Raw genomic sequence first — 14,998 nt, 5'->3', positions numbered from 1 at the left:
ATTACTTGCCCATTGCCTGAAGGGTGCGCTCGTTGATCTCCTCAACGGTTCCTTCAGCCTTGATGGAGATGATGGCATCGCCGTAGTGCTCGATGAGCGGGAAGGTCTCCTCGCGGTAGACGCCTAGGCGAGTGCGGATGGTCTCCTCGGTGTCGTCCGCGCGGCCGCGGGCGAGCATGCGCTCGACCACAACGTCCTCGGATACCTCAAAGTTCAGGACACCATCGAGCTTCAGGTCCTTGTCAGAGAGTAGCTTTTCAAGAATGTCGGCCTGCTGCACGGTGCGCGGGAAGCCGTCGAGAAGGAAGCCGTCCTTGGCATCATCCTGGTTAAGGCGGTCCTCCACCATGCGAGCGGTGACGTCGGTCGGCACCAGCTTGCCGGCGTCAATGTAGGACTTGGCCTCGAGGCCGAGCGGGGTGCCCTCACCAATATTGGCGCGGAAGAGGTCACCGGTGGAGATGTGCGGAACGCCGAGCTTCTCGCTGAGGAGAGCGGCTTGGGTGCCCTTGCCGGCACCGGGAGGGCCAAGGAGTACGTAACGCATTACTTAAGCAGTCCTTCGTAGTTGGATTGTAGGAGCTGGGACTCGATTTGCTTGACCGTAGTCAGGGCCACCGAGACCATAATGAGGATGGCGGTACCACCGAAAGCGGAGGTACCAGCGGCACCAGCGCTGCCGATTCCGAGATCCAGGAGGATATTCGGCAGGACGGCGATAACCGCGAGGTAGATCGAGCCGACGAACAACAGACGGTTCATGACAAAGCCTAGGTACTCGGCGGTCGGTCGGCCCGGGCGAATGCCCGGGATAAATCCACCATACTTCTTCATGTTCTCAGCCTGCTCGGCCGGGTCATATTGAACCGAAACGTAGAAGTAGGAGAAGAAGATGGTGAGCACGAAGTACAGGACGATGTACTGCCAGGAGCTCGGCGACTGCAAGTGCGCGATGACATTGCGCTGCCACCAGTTATCAGATACGCCCGCGGAACCTGAGTTAACAATCTGGGTGATGAGCACCGGCATGTAGATCAGCGAGGAAGCGAAGATGACAGGGATAACGCCGGCCTGGTTGACCTTGAGCGGCAGGTAGGTGGAGGAACCACCGTACTGGCGGCGGCCGACCATGCGCTTGGCGTACTGCACCGGAATGCGGCGCTGGCCCTGCTCGATGAAGGTAATACCAACGACGAGGAAGATGAGGCCCGCGAGAACCATGGCAAAGACCAGGCCACCATTATTTTGGAGGATGTTAACGCCGTCGGTAGGAAGGCGGGTAGCGATACCGGCGAAAATCATCAGCGACATACCGTTGCCGATGCCCTTCTCAGTAATCAGCTCGCCCATCCACATCACGAGGATGGCGCCGGAGGTCATGGTGATAACGAGCACGATGAGGGTAAAGAAGTTGCGGTCCTCCGCCAGGACGCGCACGCCTTGTCCCAGAAGCTGCTCGCGGTCCGCCAGAGCCACGATGCCCGAAGACTGCAGCAGCGCCAACGCCAGGGTGAGGTAGCGCGTGTACTGCGTCATTTTGGCCTGACCGGACTGCCCCTCCTTCTTCAACTGCTCGAAGTGGGGAATCACCACGGTCAGCAGCTGCACGATAATCGACGCCGTAATGTACGGCATGATGCCGATGGCGAAGATGGACAGCTGCAGGAGCGCACCACCGGAGAACAGGTTGATCACCGAATAGAGGTTGCCTGCTTCCTCCGTGAGGTCACGAAGACGGCCGGCGATGGTGGCGTAATCAACGCCCGGCGACGGGATCTGTGCACCAACGCGGTAGAGAATGATCATCACGATCGTGAAGATGATCTTCTTACGCAGGTCGGCATCTTTGAAAGCCTGCAAAATGGCGGACACTACTCAATCCTCCTGGCCTACCGCGCTTGCTATGCGGTTCGAATTCGCCGCGCACGGGGGTGGATCTCATCTGTTCCCAAACTTTAAGAGTCTTTTTAAGGTCTCTCATAGGAACGGTTGAACACTTTTGACCCCATCACCCTACCAGCCTCGGCCGCATTCGCCACATTGAGCCCGCCCATGCCACGCCGCTGGGCTCCCTATGGTTTTCCCCCTTAGCGCCTTCTACAGATCGGGCCTACCATGGACCCCGTTGCTTTAAGGCAATGTCCTTACAAGATTTTTACGTCTTTTCGACCTTTCCGGCGACGCCTGGAGTGTCTCGGAGTATGGCCGTTCTTGATCTGCCAGACACTGAACCGAAAGAAGTATGTAATTTTATGAGTAAGCGATTCACCCCAATGACCGTGGCTGAGATCATCGATACCTTCGTTCCCAGCCCCAACCCCTTCCGCTGGGAGGCATTCGACGGTTCCTCTACCGGCCCGGCCGATGCGCAGTTCACCGTCAGGATTAACAACCTCCAGGGCTTGGCCTATATCGCTACTCACCCAGGGGACGTCGGGTTCGCCCGCGCCTATGTCACCGACGGCATCACGGTCGAAGGCGAACACCCGGCGCATCCCTATGGCATCTTCGACGCCTTGCATGCGATGTATGACAAGTTCTCCCGCCCGGACGCCAAGGCACTGGCCCGGGTAGCCCGCTCCTTAGCCTCGCTGGGTGCCTTCCAAATCCAGCCGGTCCCAGAGGTTGAGCGCGCTTCCTGGCTGCGCCGCAAGCTGCACGAAGGCCTGTCCAAGCATTCCAAGGAGCGCGATGCAGACGTCATCTCCGATCACTACGACGTGGGCAATGACTTCTACGAACTCTTCCTCGGCGATTCGATGACATATACCTGCGCCTACTACCCCTCCCCCGACGCCATGCTGGATGAGGCTCAGGAAAACAAGTACCGGCTCATCTTCGACAAGCTGCGCCTCAAGGAGGGCGACCGCCACCTGGACGTCGGCTGTGGCTGGGGCGGGATGGTGCGCTACGCCGCTAAGCGCGGCGTGAAGTCAGTCGGTGTGACCTTGTCCAAGGAACAGGCTGAATGGGGCCAAGCCAAGATTAAGGAGGAGGGCCTCGAGGACCTGGCGGAAATCCGCTTCCTGGATTACCGCGACGTCACCGAGGAAGGCTTCGATGCCATCTCCGCCATCGGGCTACTCGAGCATATCGGTGTCAAGAACTATCCCAGCTTCTTCAGCTTCCTTCACGGCAAGCTCAAGCCAGGTGGTGTGATGCTCAACCACTGCATCACCTACCCGGATAACCATAAAACGCCGAAGGGTGGGTTCATCGACCGCTATATCTTCCCCGACGGCGAGCTCTCCGGCTCCGGCACCATCACCAAGTGCATGCAGGATGCCGGATTCGAAGTTGTCCACACGGAATCCCTCCGCTTCGACTACATGCGCACGCTGCATGATTGGTGCGAGAACCTCAAGGAGAATTGGGAGGAAGCCTGCTCGCTGGTGGGTCTGCCCACCGCGCGCCTGTGGGCCATCTACATGGCCGGCTCCGAGTGGGGCTTTGAGCACAACATCATCAATCTGTACCACTTCGTGGGCGTCAAACTGGGCGAAGCCGGCTCCCGCGCCGGCGTGCCAGAGCGCCGCTGGTGGGAAGATTCGCGCTTCTAAAGACTTAAGGGAGTTTTATGTTGACCGATCTCATCCGCAATCACCGCAGCGTTGACGCAGTAGAGATTCCGCCGGTGGGCTGGAAGGCGCACCGGGAGGGCGTCGATAAGCTCCTGCGTAGCTTCCACGCGGTGCCGAAAGATAAGCGTGTGCGTTTGGCCAAGAAAACCTCGAACCTGTTCCGCGGGCGCAGCGGTGAGCAAGCCGGGCTGGACGTCTCCGGTCTGGATGGGGTGATTGAGGTCGATCCGATCGCACAGACCGCCGAGGTCCAGGGCATGTGCACCTACGAGGACCTCGTCGACGCCACCCTGCCGCATGGGCTTATGCCCTTTGTGGTGCCGCAGCTCAAGACCATTACCCTGGGCGGCGCCGTGACGGGGATGGGAGTGGAGTCCACGAGCTTCCGCGATGGACTGCCGCATGAATCCGTCCTGGAGATGGACATCCTGACCGGCACGGGGGATATTGTCACGTGCTCGCGCGAGGAGAACGTCGATCTCTTCCGCCTCTTCCCCAACTCCTATGGCTCCTTGGGCTATGCGGTGCGCCTGAAGATTGAGTTGCGCGCGGTCAAACCCTATGTGGAGCTGCGGGAGGTACGCTTTCACGACTTCGAGTCTTTGGCACGCACGCTTGACGACGTCTCCCGCACCCACACCTATGACGATGTCGAAGTGCACGGCCTGGATGGCGTGGTCTTCTCGCCGGAGGAGTCATACCTCGTCATGGCCCGTTTTACGGATGAGGCGGGGCCGACCTCCGACTACACGCGCGACAAGATCTTCTACCGCAGCCTTCAGCACGCCCGCGGCATCCGCCGCGACCGCCTCACGGTGCGCGACTATATCTGGCGCTGGGACACGGACTGGTTCTGGTGCTCGCGCGCTTTCGGAGCGCAGAATCCGCGCGTGCGCAAGGTGTGGCCGCGGCAGCTGCGCCGCAGTTCCTTCTACTGGAAGCTCGTGCGCCTAGACCGCAAATACGAGCTGGAGTACAACTTCATCAAGAAGCCGAAGGGCCTGCCCCCCGCCGAGCGCGTGGTGCAGGACATCGAGGTCACACCGGACAATTTGCCGGAGTTCTTGGATTGGTTTTTCCAAGCCTCCGACATCCAACCAGTGTGGCTGTGCCCGATTCGGCTGCGCGAGGGCGTCGAAGACCTCGTTGACGCGGGCACGCTGGCCGCTGATTCCCCAGCTCCGTGGCCGCTGTACCCCCTGCGTCCGGGCCAGACCTGGATCAACGTGGGCTTTTGGTCAGGCGTGGAGGGCAATCACGTCGACCCCTCTGCTCCAGGCAATGGCGCCTTCAATCGCGTCATCGAAGCTAAAGTCAGCGAACTCGGCGGGCATAAATCGTTGTATTCGGAGGCATTCTACTCCCCCGAAGAATTTGCCAAGCTCTACGGCGGAAACCTCCCGGAGCGAATCAAGGCCGTCACCGATCCGGATGGCCGCTTCCCCGGCCTCTACGAGAAGACGGTCAACGAGGCCTAACGGCGCCGCATAAATTTCATGCCATAAGGTTTCTCTCAAAAGGCATTAATACCTTTTGAGAGATGCCTTTTGAGGGCCTCTCCACGTAACCCCCCAGGTCAATACATAACGCGCAAGCCATAAGGCACCCCTCAAAAGGTACTCATGCCTTCTGCGCCCAGGGCTGCCCCGAAAACGCCAGAAGCCCTCCCGAAGGCCACCGAAAGGTGGCGCCGCGGGAGGGCTATGGCTCTCACAGAGCCTGTAAGAGAATTACTTGGTTGCGGTGGCGGTGCCGCCAGCAGCCTCGATCTTCTCAACAGCAGACTTGGAGAACTTGTCAGCGGTGACGTTCAACTTAACGTTGATCTCACCGTTGCCCAGAACCTTGACCGGCTGGTTCTTGCGAACCAGGCCAGCAGCAACGATGTCCGCAACGGTGACGTCGCCACCGTTAGCGAAAGCCTCTGCGAGGTCAGCAACGTTGACTACCTGGTACTCAACGTGGTTCGGGTTCTTGAAGCCCTTAAGCTTCGGCAGACGCATGTGGATCGGCATCTGGCCACCCTCGAAAGCAGCCGGTACCTGCTTACGAGCTCCGGTGCCCTTGGTACCGCGACCAGCGGTCTTACCCTTGGATGCCTCACCGCGGCCGACGCGGGTCTTGGGCTTGTTGGATCCTGCGGCCGGGCGCAGGTCGTGGAGCTTGATGATATCAGCCATGGTTTACTCCCCTGCCACTTCTTCGACGGTGACCAGGTGACGCACCTTGTGAACCATACCGCGGATGATCGGGGTGTCCTGCTTCACAACAGAGTGTCCGATGCGCTTGAGACCAAGCGACTCCATGTTTGCGCGGTGGTTCGGCTTGGTGCCCACAAGGCCCTTTACCTGAGTAATCTTCAGAGCCATTGCTTATGCCTCCTGACCTGCGCGCTTGCGCAGCATCTGGGCCGGTGCGACCTCCTCGAGGGACTTGCCACGACGTGCGGCAACTTCCTCCGGGCGAACCAGCTGCTTGAGGCCGTCCACGGTAGCGCGGACGACATTGAGAGCGTTGTCGGAGCCCAGGGACTTCGACAGAATGTCCTGCACGCCAGCGCACTCAAGCACCGGACGAGCAGCACCGCCGGCGATGACACCGGTACCCGGAGCGGCCGGCTTCATCATCACGATGCCAGCTGCGTCACGACCCTCAACCGGGTGGGTAATGGTGCCAGCAATCATCGGGACGCGGAAGAAGTTCTTGCGAGCCTCTTCTGCACCCTTCTGGATTGCGGCCGGGACTTCCTTGGCCTTGCCGTAGCCGACGCCGACCATGCCCTGGCCGTCGCCCACGACGACGAGAGCGGTGAAGGACATGTTGCGGCCACCCTTAACGGTCTTAGCGACGCGGTTGATGGTCACAACGCGCTCGATGTACTTATCGCGCTCGTTGTCCTGGTGGTTGCGGCGGTCGTTACGACGGCCGTTGTTGCGACCCTTGCGGTCGTTGTTGTTCTCGGCGGAGCGTCCGCCGTCACGCTGTTCACGGTCCGACATTAGGCGTTCCTTCCGTTGATGTTTCCGTATGCCTTAATCATTAGAACTGCAGACCACCTTCGCGAGCGGCGTCGGCCAGCGCAGCAACGCGGCCGTGGTACTTGTAGCCTGCACGGTCGAAGACGACCTGCTCGATGCCAGCGGCCTTGGCGCGCTCAGCGATGAGCTGGCCTACCTTGGCAGCCTTGGCCTTCTTATCGCCCTCGAGTGCACGCACGTCGGCTTCCATGGAGGAAGCGGCAGCCAGGGTGTGGCCGGCCAGGTCGTCGATGACCTGAACGTGCATGTGGCGGGAGGAGCGGTGAACGACCAGACGCGGTGCCTCAGGGGTGCCGCGGAGGGTCTTACGGATGCGGAAGTGGCGGCGCGCGCGTGCTTCACGACGACGCGAGGAAATGTCCTTGCCAACCGGGGTGCGCTTTGCGTTTTCAGTGTTAGCCATTGCTTACTTACCCGTCTTTCCGACCTTGCGGCGGACCTGCTCGCCGTCATAGCGAATACCCTTGCCCTTGTAAGGATCGTCCTTACGCAGGCGGCGGATGTACGCGGCGACCTGTCCAACCAGTTGCTTGTCAATACCAGATACGGAGAGCTTGGTTGCGCCATCCACAGCGAAGGTGATGCCCTCCGGAGCCTCGATGAGGATCGGGTGGGAGTAGCCCAGAGAGAACTCCAGGTCCTTACCCTTCTGCTGGACACGGTAACCAACACCGAAGATTTCCATCTTCTTGGTGTAGCCCTCGGTCACGCCAACAACGGCGTTGTTGACCAGGGAGCGGGCCAGACCGTGCAGGGCGCGGTTCTTGCGGTCGTCATCCGGACGGGAGACCTTGATCTCGTCATCCTCGACGGCTGCGGTGATCGGCTCCGGTAGCTCAACCTCGAGGGCACCCTTGGAGCCCTTAACGTTGACGACCTGGCCATTGATGGTGATGTCGACGCCCTTCGGGACGGCGATAGGTGCTAGACCGATACGAGACATGTGTCAATCCTCCCTTACCAGACGTAGGCGAGAACTTCTCCGCCTACACCCTTCTCCTGAGCCTGACGGTCGGTAAGCAGACCCTGAGACGTGGAAATGATAGCCACGCCCAGGCCGCCCAGAACCTGCGGCAGTTCGGTGGACTTTGCGTACACACGCAGACCCGGCTTAGACACGCGACGCAGACCCGAGAGGGAACGCTCACGGTTGTTGTACTTAAGCTCGAGGGACAGCTCGTGGCCCTCGACGGAGTAGTCAGCGATGTAGCCTTCCTGCTTCAAGATCTCAGCGATGTTCGCCTTGAGCTTGGAGGTCGGCATCGACACGACGTCGTGGTGCGCATTAGATGCGTTGCGCACGCGCGACAGCATGTCGGCAATAGGATCAGTCATAGTCATATGAGTGACCTTTAACCTTTCTCGTTGCGGTTCCCACAAAAGCTCACCAAAGCGTTCTCCGTGTGATTTCGGGCTACTCACGCTCCCCGCGGTCAATACCACGAGGCGCTCGCCACCCTTTGATACAGACAACGGTCCGCTATCTACGGCGAGGGGCCTACAACAAAGTAGATGTGTTCAATTCTTCCGGCTTGGCACGTTTCCGCACCTCCTGCACTGTTTTCGCGGAACAGGAGTGGAAAAATGCAAGTCCGTCGGATTACTCTACCCGCTGACATGCAGTTTTCCAAAACGCGTTAGCATAGGAAGCCATGAGCGAAACACCTGATCCGATCCGCACCGCCCATCAGTGGCTGAAGGAGGCTGCCGAGCTGATCGGCGCCTCTCCCGAGGAGGCCACCGCTTTGATCAAAGAACTTCTCGATCTGACCAAAGACGTTGCGCATACCCAGTCCCGGCCCGCCGCTCCCCTAACCGCTTACCTGGTGGGGCTCGCGTCCAAGAACACCGATGAGGCCCGCGCACACATTGCCACCTTGAAGGAGGCCCTCAACCGATGAGCGGGCGCGTCAACGCCACATTCGCTGTGACCAAGGTGCGCCTCGATGAGAACGGCCACGTCACCCAAGTCGATACCCGTGGCGATTCCGTCGCCGGCGAGGAGCCGCTGGAGATCCGCGTCGGTGGGCAAACACTAACGACGACGATGCGCACCCCGGGACACGACGTCGAGCTGGCACATGGTTTCCTCCACTCCGAAGGACACATTGAGAAGGTCAGCGATGTTCGCGAGGCCCGCTACTGCGCCGGCGCCTCGGTGGATGGGCGCAATCCCTATAATCTGCTCGACGTGGAGCTGGCTAACCCCCACGCGCTCACGCTCGCCGATCTGCGTCTGACCACCACCACGTCCGCCTGCGGCGTGTGTGGCACCTCCTCCATCGAGGCACTCATGAAGCAGTCACGCTACGAGATTCCACAGGTGCCGGTAGATCCGGGGGTCGTCGCCAAGCTGCCCGATGCCCTGAAGGCGGAGCAAAAACAGTTCCGTAAAACCGGAGGTATTCACGCTGCCGGGGCCTTTACTCTCGACGGCGATCCCGTCGTGGTGCGCGAGGACGTCGGCCGCCACAACGCCGCCGACAAGGTCATCGGCAACCTGCTCATGGAAGGAAAGCTGCCCGCCAGTGACCTCATTCTGGTCATGAGCTCGCGCGCCAGCTTCGAACTCGTCAACAAGGCCGCTATGGCCGGCTTCGGCTTGCTCGTCGCGGTCTCCGCAGCCTCCTCCCTAGCCGTCACAACCGCCCGGGAGACGGGCATGGCGCTCGTCGGCTTTGCCCGCGGCGACCGATTCAACCTTTATTCGGGTCAACTTAGTCGCGATACGCTTCCGGGCCGGAGTTAAGCCACGCGTAGACCCCACCCATGAGGAAGCCACCGCCGATGAGGTTTCCCATCCACGCGATGGACCAGTTGGTGAGCACCGCGCCCAGGCTAAAGGCATCGGGCAGCGGGCTAGCACAGAAGACCGTCAGCAACATCAGACAGAAGTTCGCGATGACGTGCTCAAGGCTTAAGCCCACAAAGCACGCGATGATGGGAACGATGACGAAGAATTTGGACACCAGCTCCTTGGCCGACATCGCCCCGATGATCGCCATGTTCACCACGAAGTTGGCAACGATGGCCTCGACGAAAAGACCGCCCGGGGTCTTCTCCAGCTTCCCCGCCGACATCGTGGCGATAAGGTGACCCGGGTCCATGTTTCCCAGCTTCGCGGACACCGACATGGCGGCGGCAAAAATCACTACGCCGACGAGGTTAAACAGCGTGGTCACCACGAGCAACCACAGCGCCTTTCCCCACCCCACCTGCTTCTTCACCGCGCCGTAGACCATGTACATCATGTTGCTGGTGGCCAAATCAGCACCCAAGATGACAATGGCGAACAGGCCGAGCCCGAAAAGCGCAGCGAAAACCAAGGAGCCCAAGCCAGCCGCGTGCTTTTCGACACCCATCCCCACTACGCCAGCGAATGCCGTGCCGATGGCTAGGTACGCGCCCGCCAGGGTAGCTCGCACGGCGAAACGGGCGAGGGATTCGTCGAGAAGCGTGAGCTTCTTCTTCACCGCAACGGCGGCGGCTTCGTTGAGAGACATCCAGTACCTCACTGGCTCGAGAAACGTTAAGGCACCCGATATCGTACTCCGTGTCAGGACGCGCGAAACCCCCGGCCTCCTTGCAGGGAGTACCGGGGGTCGTTCTCTATCTCAAAGAGAAAGTGTCGCCGCTTACTTGAACGGGAAGCCGAGCTCGCGCAGGAGCTTGCGACCTTCCTCGTCGTTGGTAGCGGAGGTGACGACGGTGATGTCCATACCGCGCGGGCGGTCCACCTTGTCGATGTCGATCTCGTAGAACATGGTCTGCTCGCTGAGGCCGAAGGTGTAGTTGCCGTGGCCGTCGAACTGCTGGTCGGAGAGACCGCGGAAGTCGCGAATACGCGGCAGCGCGATGGTCAGCAGGCGGTCCAGGAACTCCCACATGCGGTCGCCACGCAGGGTAACGCGTGCGCCGATGGGCATGCCCTCACGGAGCTTGAAGTTAGCGATGGACTTCTTAGCGCGACGCACCTGCGGCTTCTGGCCGGTGATAGCGGTAAGGTCCTCGAGAGCGCCGTTGATCATCTTGGAGTCGCGGGCAGCGTCGCCCACACCCATGTTGACGACAACCTTGGTGACGCCCGGAATCTGCATCACGTTCTCGTACTTGAACTCTTCGTTCAGAGCCTTCTTGATTTCCTCGCGGTAGCGGGTCTTCAGACGCGGAGTGTAGTTCTCGCTCATTTTAGATGTCCTTCCCGTTGCTACGTGCGATGCGGACCTTCTTGCCGTTCTCGTCGAAACGGTAGCCCACGCGGGTCGGGTTGCCCTCGGAGTCAACGATCGCAACGTTGGACACGTGGATCGGAGCTTCCTGGGTAACGATTCCGCCGGACTCGGCGCCACGCTCGGTAGCGGAGTTAGCAACGTGCTTCTTGACGCGGTTAACGCCCTCAACGAGGACCTTGTCACGCTTCGGGTATGCCTCGATGACCTTGCCCTTCGCGCCCTTGTCCGGGCCCGAAATAACGATCACCATATCGCCCTTATGAATCTTCATAAGACTAGATCACCTCCGGTGCGAGAGAAACGATCTTCATGAAGCGCTTGTCACGAAGTTCGCGAGCAACCGGGCCGAAGATGCGGGTACCGCGCGGCTCGTTGTCACCCTTGAGAATAACTGCGGCGTTTTCATCGAATGCGATGTAGGAGCCGTCCGGGCGACGGGTCTCCTTCTTGGCGCGTACGATGACGGCCTTGACGATGTCGCCTTCCTTTACGTTGCCACCCGGGATGGCTTCCTTGACAGTGGCGACGACGATGTCACCAATGCCAGCGAAACGTCGAACGGAGCCGCCGAGAACGCGGATGACGAGGATCTCTCGTGCACCAGAGTTATCGGCGACGCGCAGACGCGATTCTTTCTGAATCACTATGGGTCTCCTGACCTGGATTAACGTGCGTCAAGATTTCCGTCCTTGACACACCTGGTCTACTTGCTTATGTGGCACAGGCTGTGCAACGAACTCGCTGTTCACAGCGGTCGAAGGGTCTCGGTGCGGCGATTCGGAAACGCATCGCGCTGCACCGACCGGCCATATGCAACCCATATATTCAAGCATGCTCGCTGTTGTTTTCCCAAATCACGCGTGTGCACCACGCCGCGCACCGTTCGGTTTCCACCCCTGCCCTTTTAACGCCTTGGCCCGCGATGGAGGTGCTCCCCTACTACCTTTTGAAAATATTCTGGGCGCGAGTTCAGCTGCTCCGGACTAAAACGCAGGACTACAAAGCCCTTATTGAGAATGTCTTGCTGGCGGCGATGTTCAGCGAGAATCACCTCATCAATATCGCGTCGGTATTTCACGTTGCCATCAATTTCGACCACGAGCCACCCGTTTATGACAAGGTCGGCACGATAGTTCTCAATCGCGTACTGCGCTTTCACCCAGTGCAACCCGGGATAGTTGGCGGCGATAATGAGTGCACGAGCGTAGGACTCCCACGGTGACTCCGCGATATTAACGCTGGCCGCAACCGCCTGGCGCGCCGCGGCGACGCCTTTTACTCTTCCCATCGCGCCTAACGTTTCATCAATCCAGAACTTTCCCACGTTTCGCGCCCGCACCGCGTCAACAGCAACAAGGCCTTCCTCGAATCCGTGGAAGCGCGCGATATCCAGCGCTGTTCGCTCCAGCGATGTGACACGAATGCCATGAACAACGGTCTCTTTCCCACGCAGATCCGTGCGGCGGTAGCGCACATTCCGCGACTTAACACGCTGCGGTACCGAATTGGAGGGAAGCGTTGCCTCCCACTCTTGAGGTGGCGCAATAAGGGGAATCCCGTGGATAAGGGCAGCCGACTTCCCCAGGAGAGTCGCCCTAGGCAGGGTAAGCCCCAAGGCATATGCCTTCGCCGCCTGTTGCTGCCAAGGCTTTAACTGCCGCCACTGAACCATCGGCAGTACATAACACCAGGCGAGTCTCGCCACTTTATCTGCATGCACTTTCTTCCACAGTGGATCACTGTTAGGAAGCTTCCGAAGGTCTATAAGATTTTGGTCGAGGTATGTAAAGAGTTGTTCATTGTTCATGTACAACTTTTAACCGATGTCCTGCACCTTCGCCACAGATACAACAGTTCACCACCTTCACTGCGCGGCTCGATAGCGTCCTGCACCTTCGCCACAGCCCCACACCTGGTGCATACGTCCAGACCTGGAGGCCGAACGGTGCAGGTGGGCGTCGTCGCGCGGTAACGCAGTGCTTGGCGACGACCTGGGTGAGTCGCCTTCCAGGCCTGGACATATAGATTATCGGCGCTCACTCAAAAGGGCCCCGGGGGTGAATACCGGGGCCCTGGGCAGAAGGAGTCCTAGGAGTGAGAGGCCTGCACTGCCGTGCTGCCTGTCTCAGCGGCGGGGTCCGGCTTCGGATCCACGGTGAGAAGGGCCTCGCCGAAGGAAATCTCCTCGCCCGTGACGAAGGCCGGCAGGACCGGGCCTGTCTTCTTCGAGTTGGACACGACGACCGGCGTGGTCACCGGGTAGTCAGCGGCCTTGATGGCTGCGATGTCGAACTCGCACAGCAGGTCACCCGCCTTGACCTCATCGCCCTTGGACACATGCGAGGTGAAGTGCTCGCCCTTGAGGTTCACGGTGTCGAAGCCGATGTGCATGAGGATGTCCACGTTGTTGCCGTCGGCGTCCTTGCCGCGCACGGCATACGCGTGCTTGGAGGGGAAGGTGACGGTCACCTTGCCGTCGATCGGGGAGACGAGGCGCCCCTCGGTCGGCTCGACGGCCGCGCCCGCGCCCAGCTTTCCAGCGGCAAACATCGGGTCCGAGACCGACTCCAAGGCGATGGCCTTACCAGCCAACGGGGAGGCCACGCGATAGGCATTCGGGTCGGCGGTGGCAGCAGGCACCGCGCCGCCGACACCGGTGGCAGCACCGGTCTCATCGGGGTCGATGGAACCATGCTTGGAAATGAGGTAGCGGCCATAGGCAAAGGCCACGCCGAAAGCGAGGATCAAAGAGGTAAAGGCGCAGACGAAGAACTGCGTGTAATCCTCGGGATGCATGGAGACGAAGCCGATGAAGCCGGCGGCGCCGAGGGCGGTTGCTTTGACGTCGAAAAGCGCAATGAGCGTCGCGGCAATCGCGGAGGCACCCATGCCGATGTAGAAAGGCCAGCGCAGTCGCAGGTTCACACCGAAGATGGCAGGCTCGGTAATACCGAAGAGCGCGGACACACCCGAAGCGCCGGACAGACCCTTGAGCTTCTCAGAACGGGTCAGGAAGTAGACCGCCAGGGCCACGCCACCCTGGGCAATGTTGGCCACGGAAGCGACCGCAAAGATGAAGGAGCCGCCCTCGTTCCACAGCATGGTCTCGATCGGCGGGAAGGATTGGTGCAGGCCCGTGATGACAATCGGCGAGTAGAACAGACCGAAGATGAAGCCGCCCACCGGGCCGGCGAAGGTGTACAGGTCATTAAGACCCGCGCCGAGCATGTCGCCCGCAGTGCGCAGCACCGGCCCCACTGCGATGAAGGTAATAAAGCCCGTCACCAGCAGCGTGAGCAGCGGGGTGAGCAGGAAGTCCACCGTTCCCTTAAGGTGCTTGTGCAGGAATTTCTCAATCGTGGCCAGAATCCACGCGATGACCAGGATGGGCAGGATGGAGCCTTGGTAGCCCGCTTGGGCAACGTCGAGGCCGAAGATATTCCAGTAGGCCATCTCCCCTGCCTCGATGGTCGCGGCCACCTGGTAACCATTGACCAGGTCCGGCATCACCATCGCCATGGCCATGCCGGCGCCGAGGAACTCGTTACCGCCGAAGCGCTTGGTGGCGGTAAAGCCCACCAAGATCGGCAGGAAGGCAAACGGCGCGGAGGCCAAAAGGTTAATGAGCCCAGCAACATCTGCCATGGCCGGGAACATCTCAATAACGGACTGCTCACCGAACAGGCCGTTGACGGTAAGCACGTTATTGAGCGCCATGAGCAGACCGCCGCCGACCAGAATCGGGATGAGAGGCACGAAGATATCCGCGAGGACCTTTACCGCGCGGGAGAACCAGTTGCCCGAGTCGGCGGCAATGTCCTTGAGCTTGTCCGTGGACACCGCGATGTCCTTGGTGGTTATCTTGTTGAGCTGGTCGAAGACGATGTTGACATCGCCCGGACCGACGATGACCTGGAACATGCCCCCGGCCTCAAAAATGCCTTTGAGGTCCGGATCGTTTTCCAGGGCGGCCTTGTCGACCTTCTTGCTGTCTTTGAGCACCATGCGCAGGCGAGTGGCGCAGTGTGCGAGCGCCACGATGTTGTCTTCGCCGCCGATGGCTGAGAGTATTCGCGCCGCGACCTGTGAGTGATCCATTCCGGCGTGCCTCCTAGAAGAGTGAGATGAATTTAACAGTGTCACCTCT

Annotated in this window: 18 protein-coding genes; 4 read left to right on the top strand and 14 right to left on the bottom strand. The window is 60.1% G+C overall.

The features are described 5' to 3' along the window. Position 1 precedes the first annotated feature (1 nt). Positions 2–547: an adenylate kinase gene (locus QP363_RS03130; RefSeq protein ID WP_010189557.1), complete on the bottom strand. Its 546-nt coding sequence runs from the start codon at positions 545–547 to the stop codon at positions 2–4. Then, on the bottom strand, positions 547–1,872 hold the full coding sequence (gene secY / locus QP363_RS03125; RefSeq protein ID WP_010189559.1) for a preprotein translocase subunit SecY: 1,326 nt from the start codon (positions 1,870–1,872) through the stop codon (positions 547–549). The genes QP363_RS03130 and secY overlap by 1 nt, the downstream gene beginning before the upstream one ends. A 380-nt stretch (positions 1,873–2,252) precedes the next feature. Here secY and QP363_RS03120 point away from each other — a divergent pair, with 380 nt between their 5' ends. Further along, entirely contained in the window at positions 2,253–3,560 is a 1,308-nt protein-coding gene (locus QP363_RS03120) for a class I SAM-dependent methyltransferase (protein WP_070730454.1), read from the top strand. A gap of 17 nt (positions 3,561–3,577) precedes the next feature. Further along, the gene (locus QP363_RS03115) at positions 3,578–5,059 is read left to right on the top strand and encodes an FAD-binding oxidoreductase (RefSeq protein WP_284762662.1); all 1,482 of its coding nucleotides are present in this window, start codon (positions 3,578–3,580) and stop codon (positions 5,057–5,059) included. A 252-nt stretch (positions 5,060–5,311) separates the two neighbouring features. Here QP363_RS03115 and rplO read toward each other — a convergent pair whose 3' ends face one another. Genes rplO through rpsH form a run of 6 tightly spaced genes read right to left on the bottom strand, consistent with a single transcriptional unit; the run spans position 5,312 to position 7,960 of the window. After that, a complete protein-coding gene (rplO, locus tag QP363_RS03110; RefSeq protein WP_010189563.1) occupies positions 5,312–5,761 on the bottom strand; it encodes a 50S ribosomal protein L15 in 450 nt (149 codons plus the stop codon). Between the two features lie 3 nt (positions 5,762–5,764). Then, positions 5,765–5,950 carry a 50S ribosomal protein L30 gene (gene rpmD / locus QP363_RS03105; protein ID WP_010189565.1) on the bottom strand — a complete coding sequence of 62 codons (186 nt, stop codon included), beginning with the start codon at positions 5,948–5,950 and terminating at the stop codon, positions 5,765–5,767. Between the two features lie 3 nt (positions 5,951–5,953). Then, the gene (gene rpsE / locus QP363_RS03100; RefSeq protein ID WP_010189568.1) at positions 5,954–6,580 is read right to left on the bottom strand and encodes a 30S ribosomal protein S5; all 627 of its coding nucleotides are present in this window, start codon (positions 6,578–6,580) and stop codon (positions 5,954–5,956) included. A 40-nt stretch (positions 6,581–6,620) separates the two neighbouring features. Further along, complete coding sequence (rplR, locus tag QP363_RS03095) at positions 6,621–7,022, bottom strand: 50S ribosomal protein L18 (protein WP_046648465.1); 402 nt, start codon at positions 7,020–7,022, stop codon at positions 6,621–6,623. Positions 7,023–7,025: 3 nt separating this feature from the next. Continuing rightward, on the bottom strand, positions 7,026–7,562 hold the full coding sequence (gene rplF, locus QP363_RS03090; protein WP_070446568.1) for a 50S ribosomal protein L6: 537 nt from the start codon (positions 7,560–7,562) through the stop codon (positions 7,026–7,028). Between the two features lie 14 nt (positions 7,563–7,576). Beyond that, on the bottom strand, positions 7,577–7,960 hold the full coding sequence (rpsH, locus tag QP363_RS03085; RefSeq protein WP_010189573.1) for a 30S ribosomal protein S8: 384 nt from the start codon (positions 7,958–7,960) through the stop codon (positions 7,577–7,579). A 311-nt stretch (positions 7,961–8,271) separates the two neighbouring features. On the opposite strand from rpsH, the gene QP363_RS03080 reads away from it, so the two are divergent. Both QP363_RS03080 and fdhD read left to right on the top strand, forming a co-directional pair. Next, entirely contained in the window at positions 8,272–8,520 is a 249-nt protein-coding gene (locus QP363_RS03080; RefSeq protein ID WP_010189574.1) for a DUF6457 domain-containing protein, read from the top strand. After that, positions 8,517–9,368, top strand: coding sequence for a formate dehydrogenase accessory sulfurtransferase FdhD (gene fdhD, locus QP363_RS03075; protein WP_284762652.1), 852 nt, complete (start codon positions 8,517–8,519; stop codon positions 9,366–9,368). The genes QP363_RS03080 and fdhD overlap by 4 nt, the downstream gene beginning before the upstream one ends. On the opposite strand, the gene QP363_RS03070 is transcribed toward fdhD, so the two are convergent. The 6 genes from QP363_RS03070 to QP363_RS03045 all read right to left on the bottom strand — a co-directional run bounded on the left by QP363_RS03070 (position 9,337) and on the right by QP363_RS03045 (position 14,949). Continuing rightward, on the bottom strand, positions 9,337–10,122 hold the full coding sequence (locus QP363_RS03070; protein WP_284762651.1) for a formate/nitrite transporter family protein: 786 nt from the start codon (positions 10,120–10,122) through the stop codon (positions 9,337–9,339). The genes fdhD and QP363_RS03070 overlap by 32 nt on opposite strands. Before the next feature lie 132 nt (positions 10,123–10,254). Continuing rightward, entirely contained in the window at positions 10,255–10,806 is a 552-nt protein-coding gene (gene rplE, locus QP363_RS03065) for a 50S ribosomal protein L5 (RefSeq protein WP_010189579.1), read from the bottom strand. 1 nt (position 10,807) lies between these two features. Further along, on the bottom strand, positions 10,808–11,122 hold the full coding sequence (gene rplX / locus QP363_RS03060) for a 50S ribosomal protein L24 (protein ID WP_005527724.1): 315 nt from the start codon (positions 11,120–11,122) through the stop codon (positions 10,808–10,810). Positions 11,123–11,126: 4 nt separating this feature from the next. Beyond that, complete coding sequence (rplN, locus tag QP363_RS03055; protein WP_070446572.1) at positions 11,127–11,495, bottom strand: 50S ribosomal protein L14; 369 nt, start codon at positions 11,493–11,495, stop codon at positions 11,127–11,129. Between the two features lie 260 nt (positions 11,496–11,755). Further along, on the bottom strand, positions 11,756–12,658 hold the full coding sequence (locus tag QP363_RS03050) for a DUF559 domain-containing protein (protein WP_284762633.1): 903 nt from the start codon (positions 12,656–12,658) through the stop codon (positions 11,756–11,758). Positions 12,659–12,939: 281 nt separating this feature from the next. Further along, positions 12,940–14,949 carry a sucrose-specific PTS transporter subunit IIBC gene (locus QP363_RS03045; RefSeq protein ID WP_284762630.1) on the bottom strand — a complete coding sequence of 670 codons (2,010 nt, stop codon included), beginning with the start codon at positions 14,947–14,949 and terminating at the stop codon, positions 12,940–12,942. Positions 14,950–14,998 lie beyond the last annotated feature (49 nt).

This window comes from Corynebacterium sp. UMB6689, from assembly GCF_030215295.1.
Taxonomy (GTDB): Bacteria; Actinomycetota; Actinomycetes; order Mycobacteriales; family Mycobacteriaceae; genus Corynebacterium; species Corynebacterium aurimucosum.
The sequence above is the reverse complement of the archived record's forward strand: the minus strand, read 5'-3'. Positions and strand labels throughout refer to the sequence as shown.

What these genes read in the sequence shown, in the direction of transcription:
- rplR (WP_046648465.1), bottom strand. Translation starts at nt 7,022, where the DNA reads ATGGCTAACACTGAAAACGCAAAGCGCACCCCGGTTGGCAAGGACATT.
- fdhD (WP_284762652.1), top strand. Translation starts at nt 8,517, where the DNA reads ATGAGCGGGCGCGTCAACGCCACATTCGCTGTGACCAAGGTGCGCCTC.
- rplE (WP_010189579.1), bottom strand. Translation starts at nt 10,806, where the DNA reads ATGAGCGAGAACTACACTCCGCGTCTGAAGACCCGCTACCGCGAGGAA.
- rpmD (WP_010189565.1), bottom strand. Translation starts at nt 5,950, where the DNA reads ATGGCTCTGAAGATTACTCAGGTAAAGGGCCTTGTGGGCACCAAGCCG.
- QP363_RS03080 (WP_010189574.1), top strand. Translation starts at nt 8,272, where the DNA reads ATGAGCGAAACACCTGATCCGATCCGCACCGCCCATCAGTGGCTGAAG.
- QP363_RS03130 (WP_010189557.1), bottom strand. Translation starts at nt 547, where the DNA reads ATGCGTTACGTACTCCTTGGCCCTCCCGGTGCCGGCAAGGGCACCCAA.
- QP363_RS03050 (WP_284762633.1), bottom strand. Translation starts at nt 12,658, where the DNA reads ATGAACAATGAACAACTCTTTACATACCTCGACCAAAATCTTATAGAC.
- QP363_RS03115 (WP_284762662.1), top strand. Translation starts at nt 3,578, where the DNA reads ATGTTGACCGATCTCATCCGCAATCACCGCAGCGTTGACGCAGTAGAG.
- rplO (WP_010189563.1), bottom strand. Translation starts at nt 5,761, where the DNA reads ATGGCTGATATCATCAAGCTCCACGACCTGCGCCCGGCCGCAGGATCC.
- QP363_RS03045 (WP_284762630.1), bottom strand. Translation starts at nt 14,949, where the DNA reads ATGGATCACTCACAGGTCGCGGCGCGAATACTCTCAGCCATCGGCGGC.
- rplX (WP_005527724.1), bottom strand. Translation starts at nt 11,122, where the DNA reads ATGAAGATTCATAAGGGCGATATGGTGATCGTTATTTCGGGCCCGGAC.
- rpsH (WP_010189573.1), bottom strand. Translation starts at nt 7,960, where the DNA reads ATGACTATGACTGATCCTATTGCCGACATGCTGTCGCGCGTGCGCAAC.
- rpsE (WP_010189568.1), bottom strand. Translation starts at nt 6,580, where the DNA reads ATGTCGGACCGTGAACAGCGTGACGGCGGACGCTCCGCCGAGAACAAC.
- QP363_RS03120 (WP_070730454.1), top strand. Translation starts at nt 2,253, where the DNA reads ATGAGTAAGCGATTCACCCCAATGACCGTGGCTGAGATCATCGATACC.
- QP363_RS03070 (WP_284762651.1), bottom strand. Translation starts at nt 10,122, where the DNA reads ATGTCTCTCAACGAAGCCGCCGCCGTTGCGGTGAAGAAGAAGCTCACG.
- rplF (WP_070446568.1), bottom strand. Translation starts at nt 7,562, where the DNA reads ATGTCTCGTATCGGTCTAGCACCTATCGCCGTCCCGAAGGGCGTCGAC.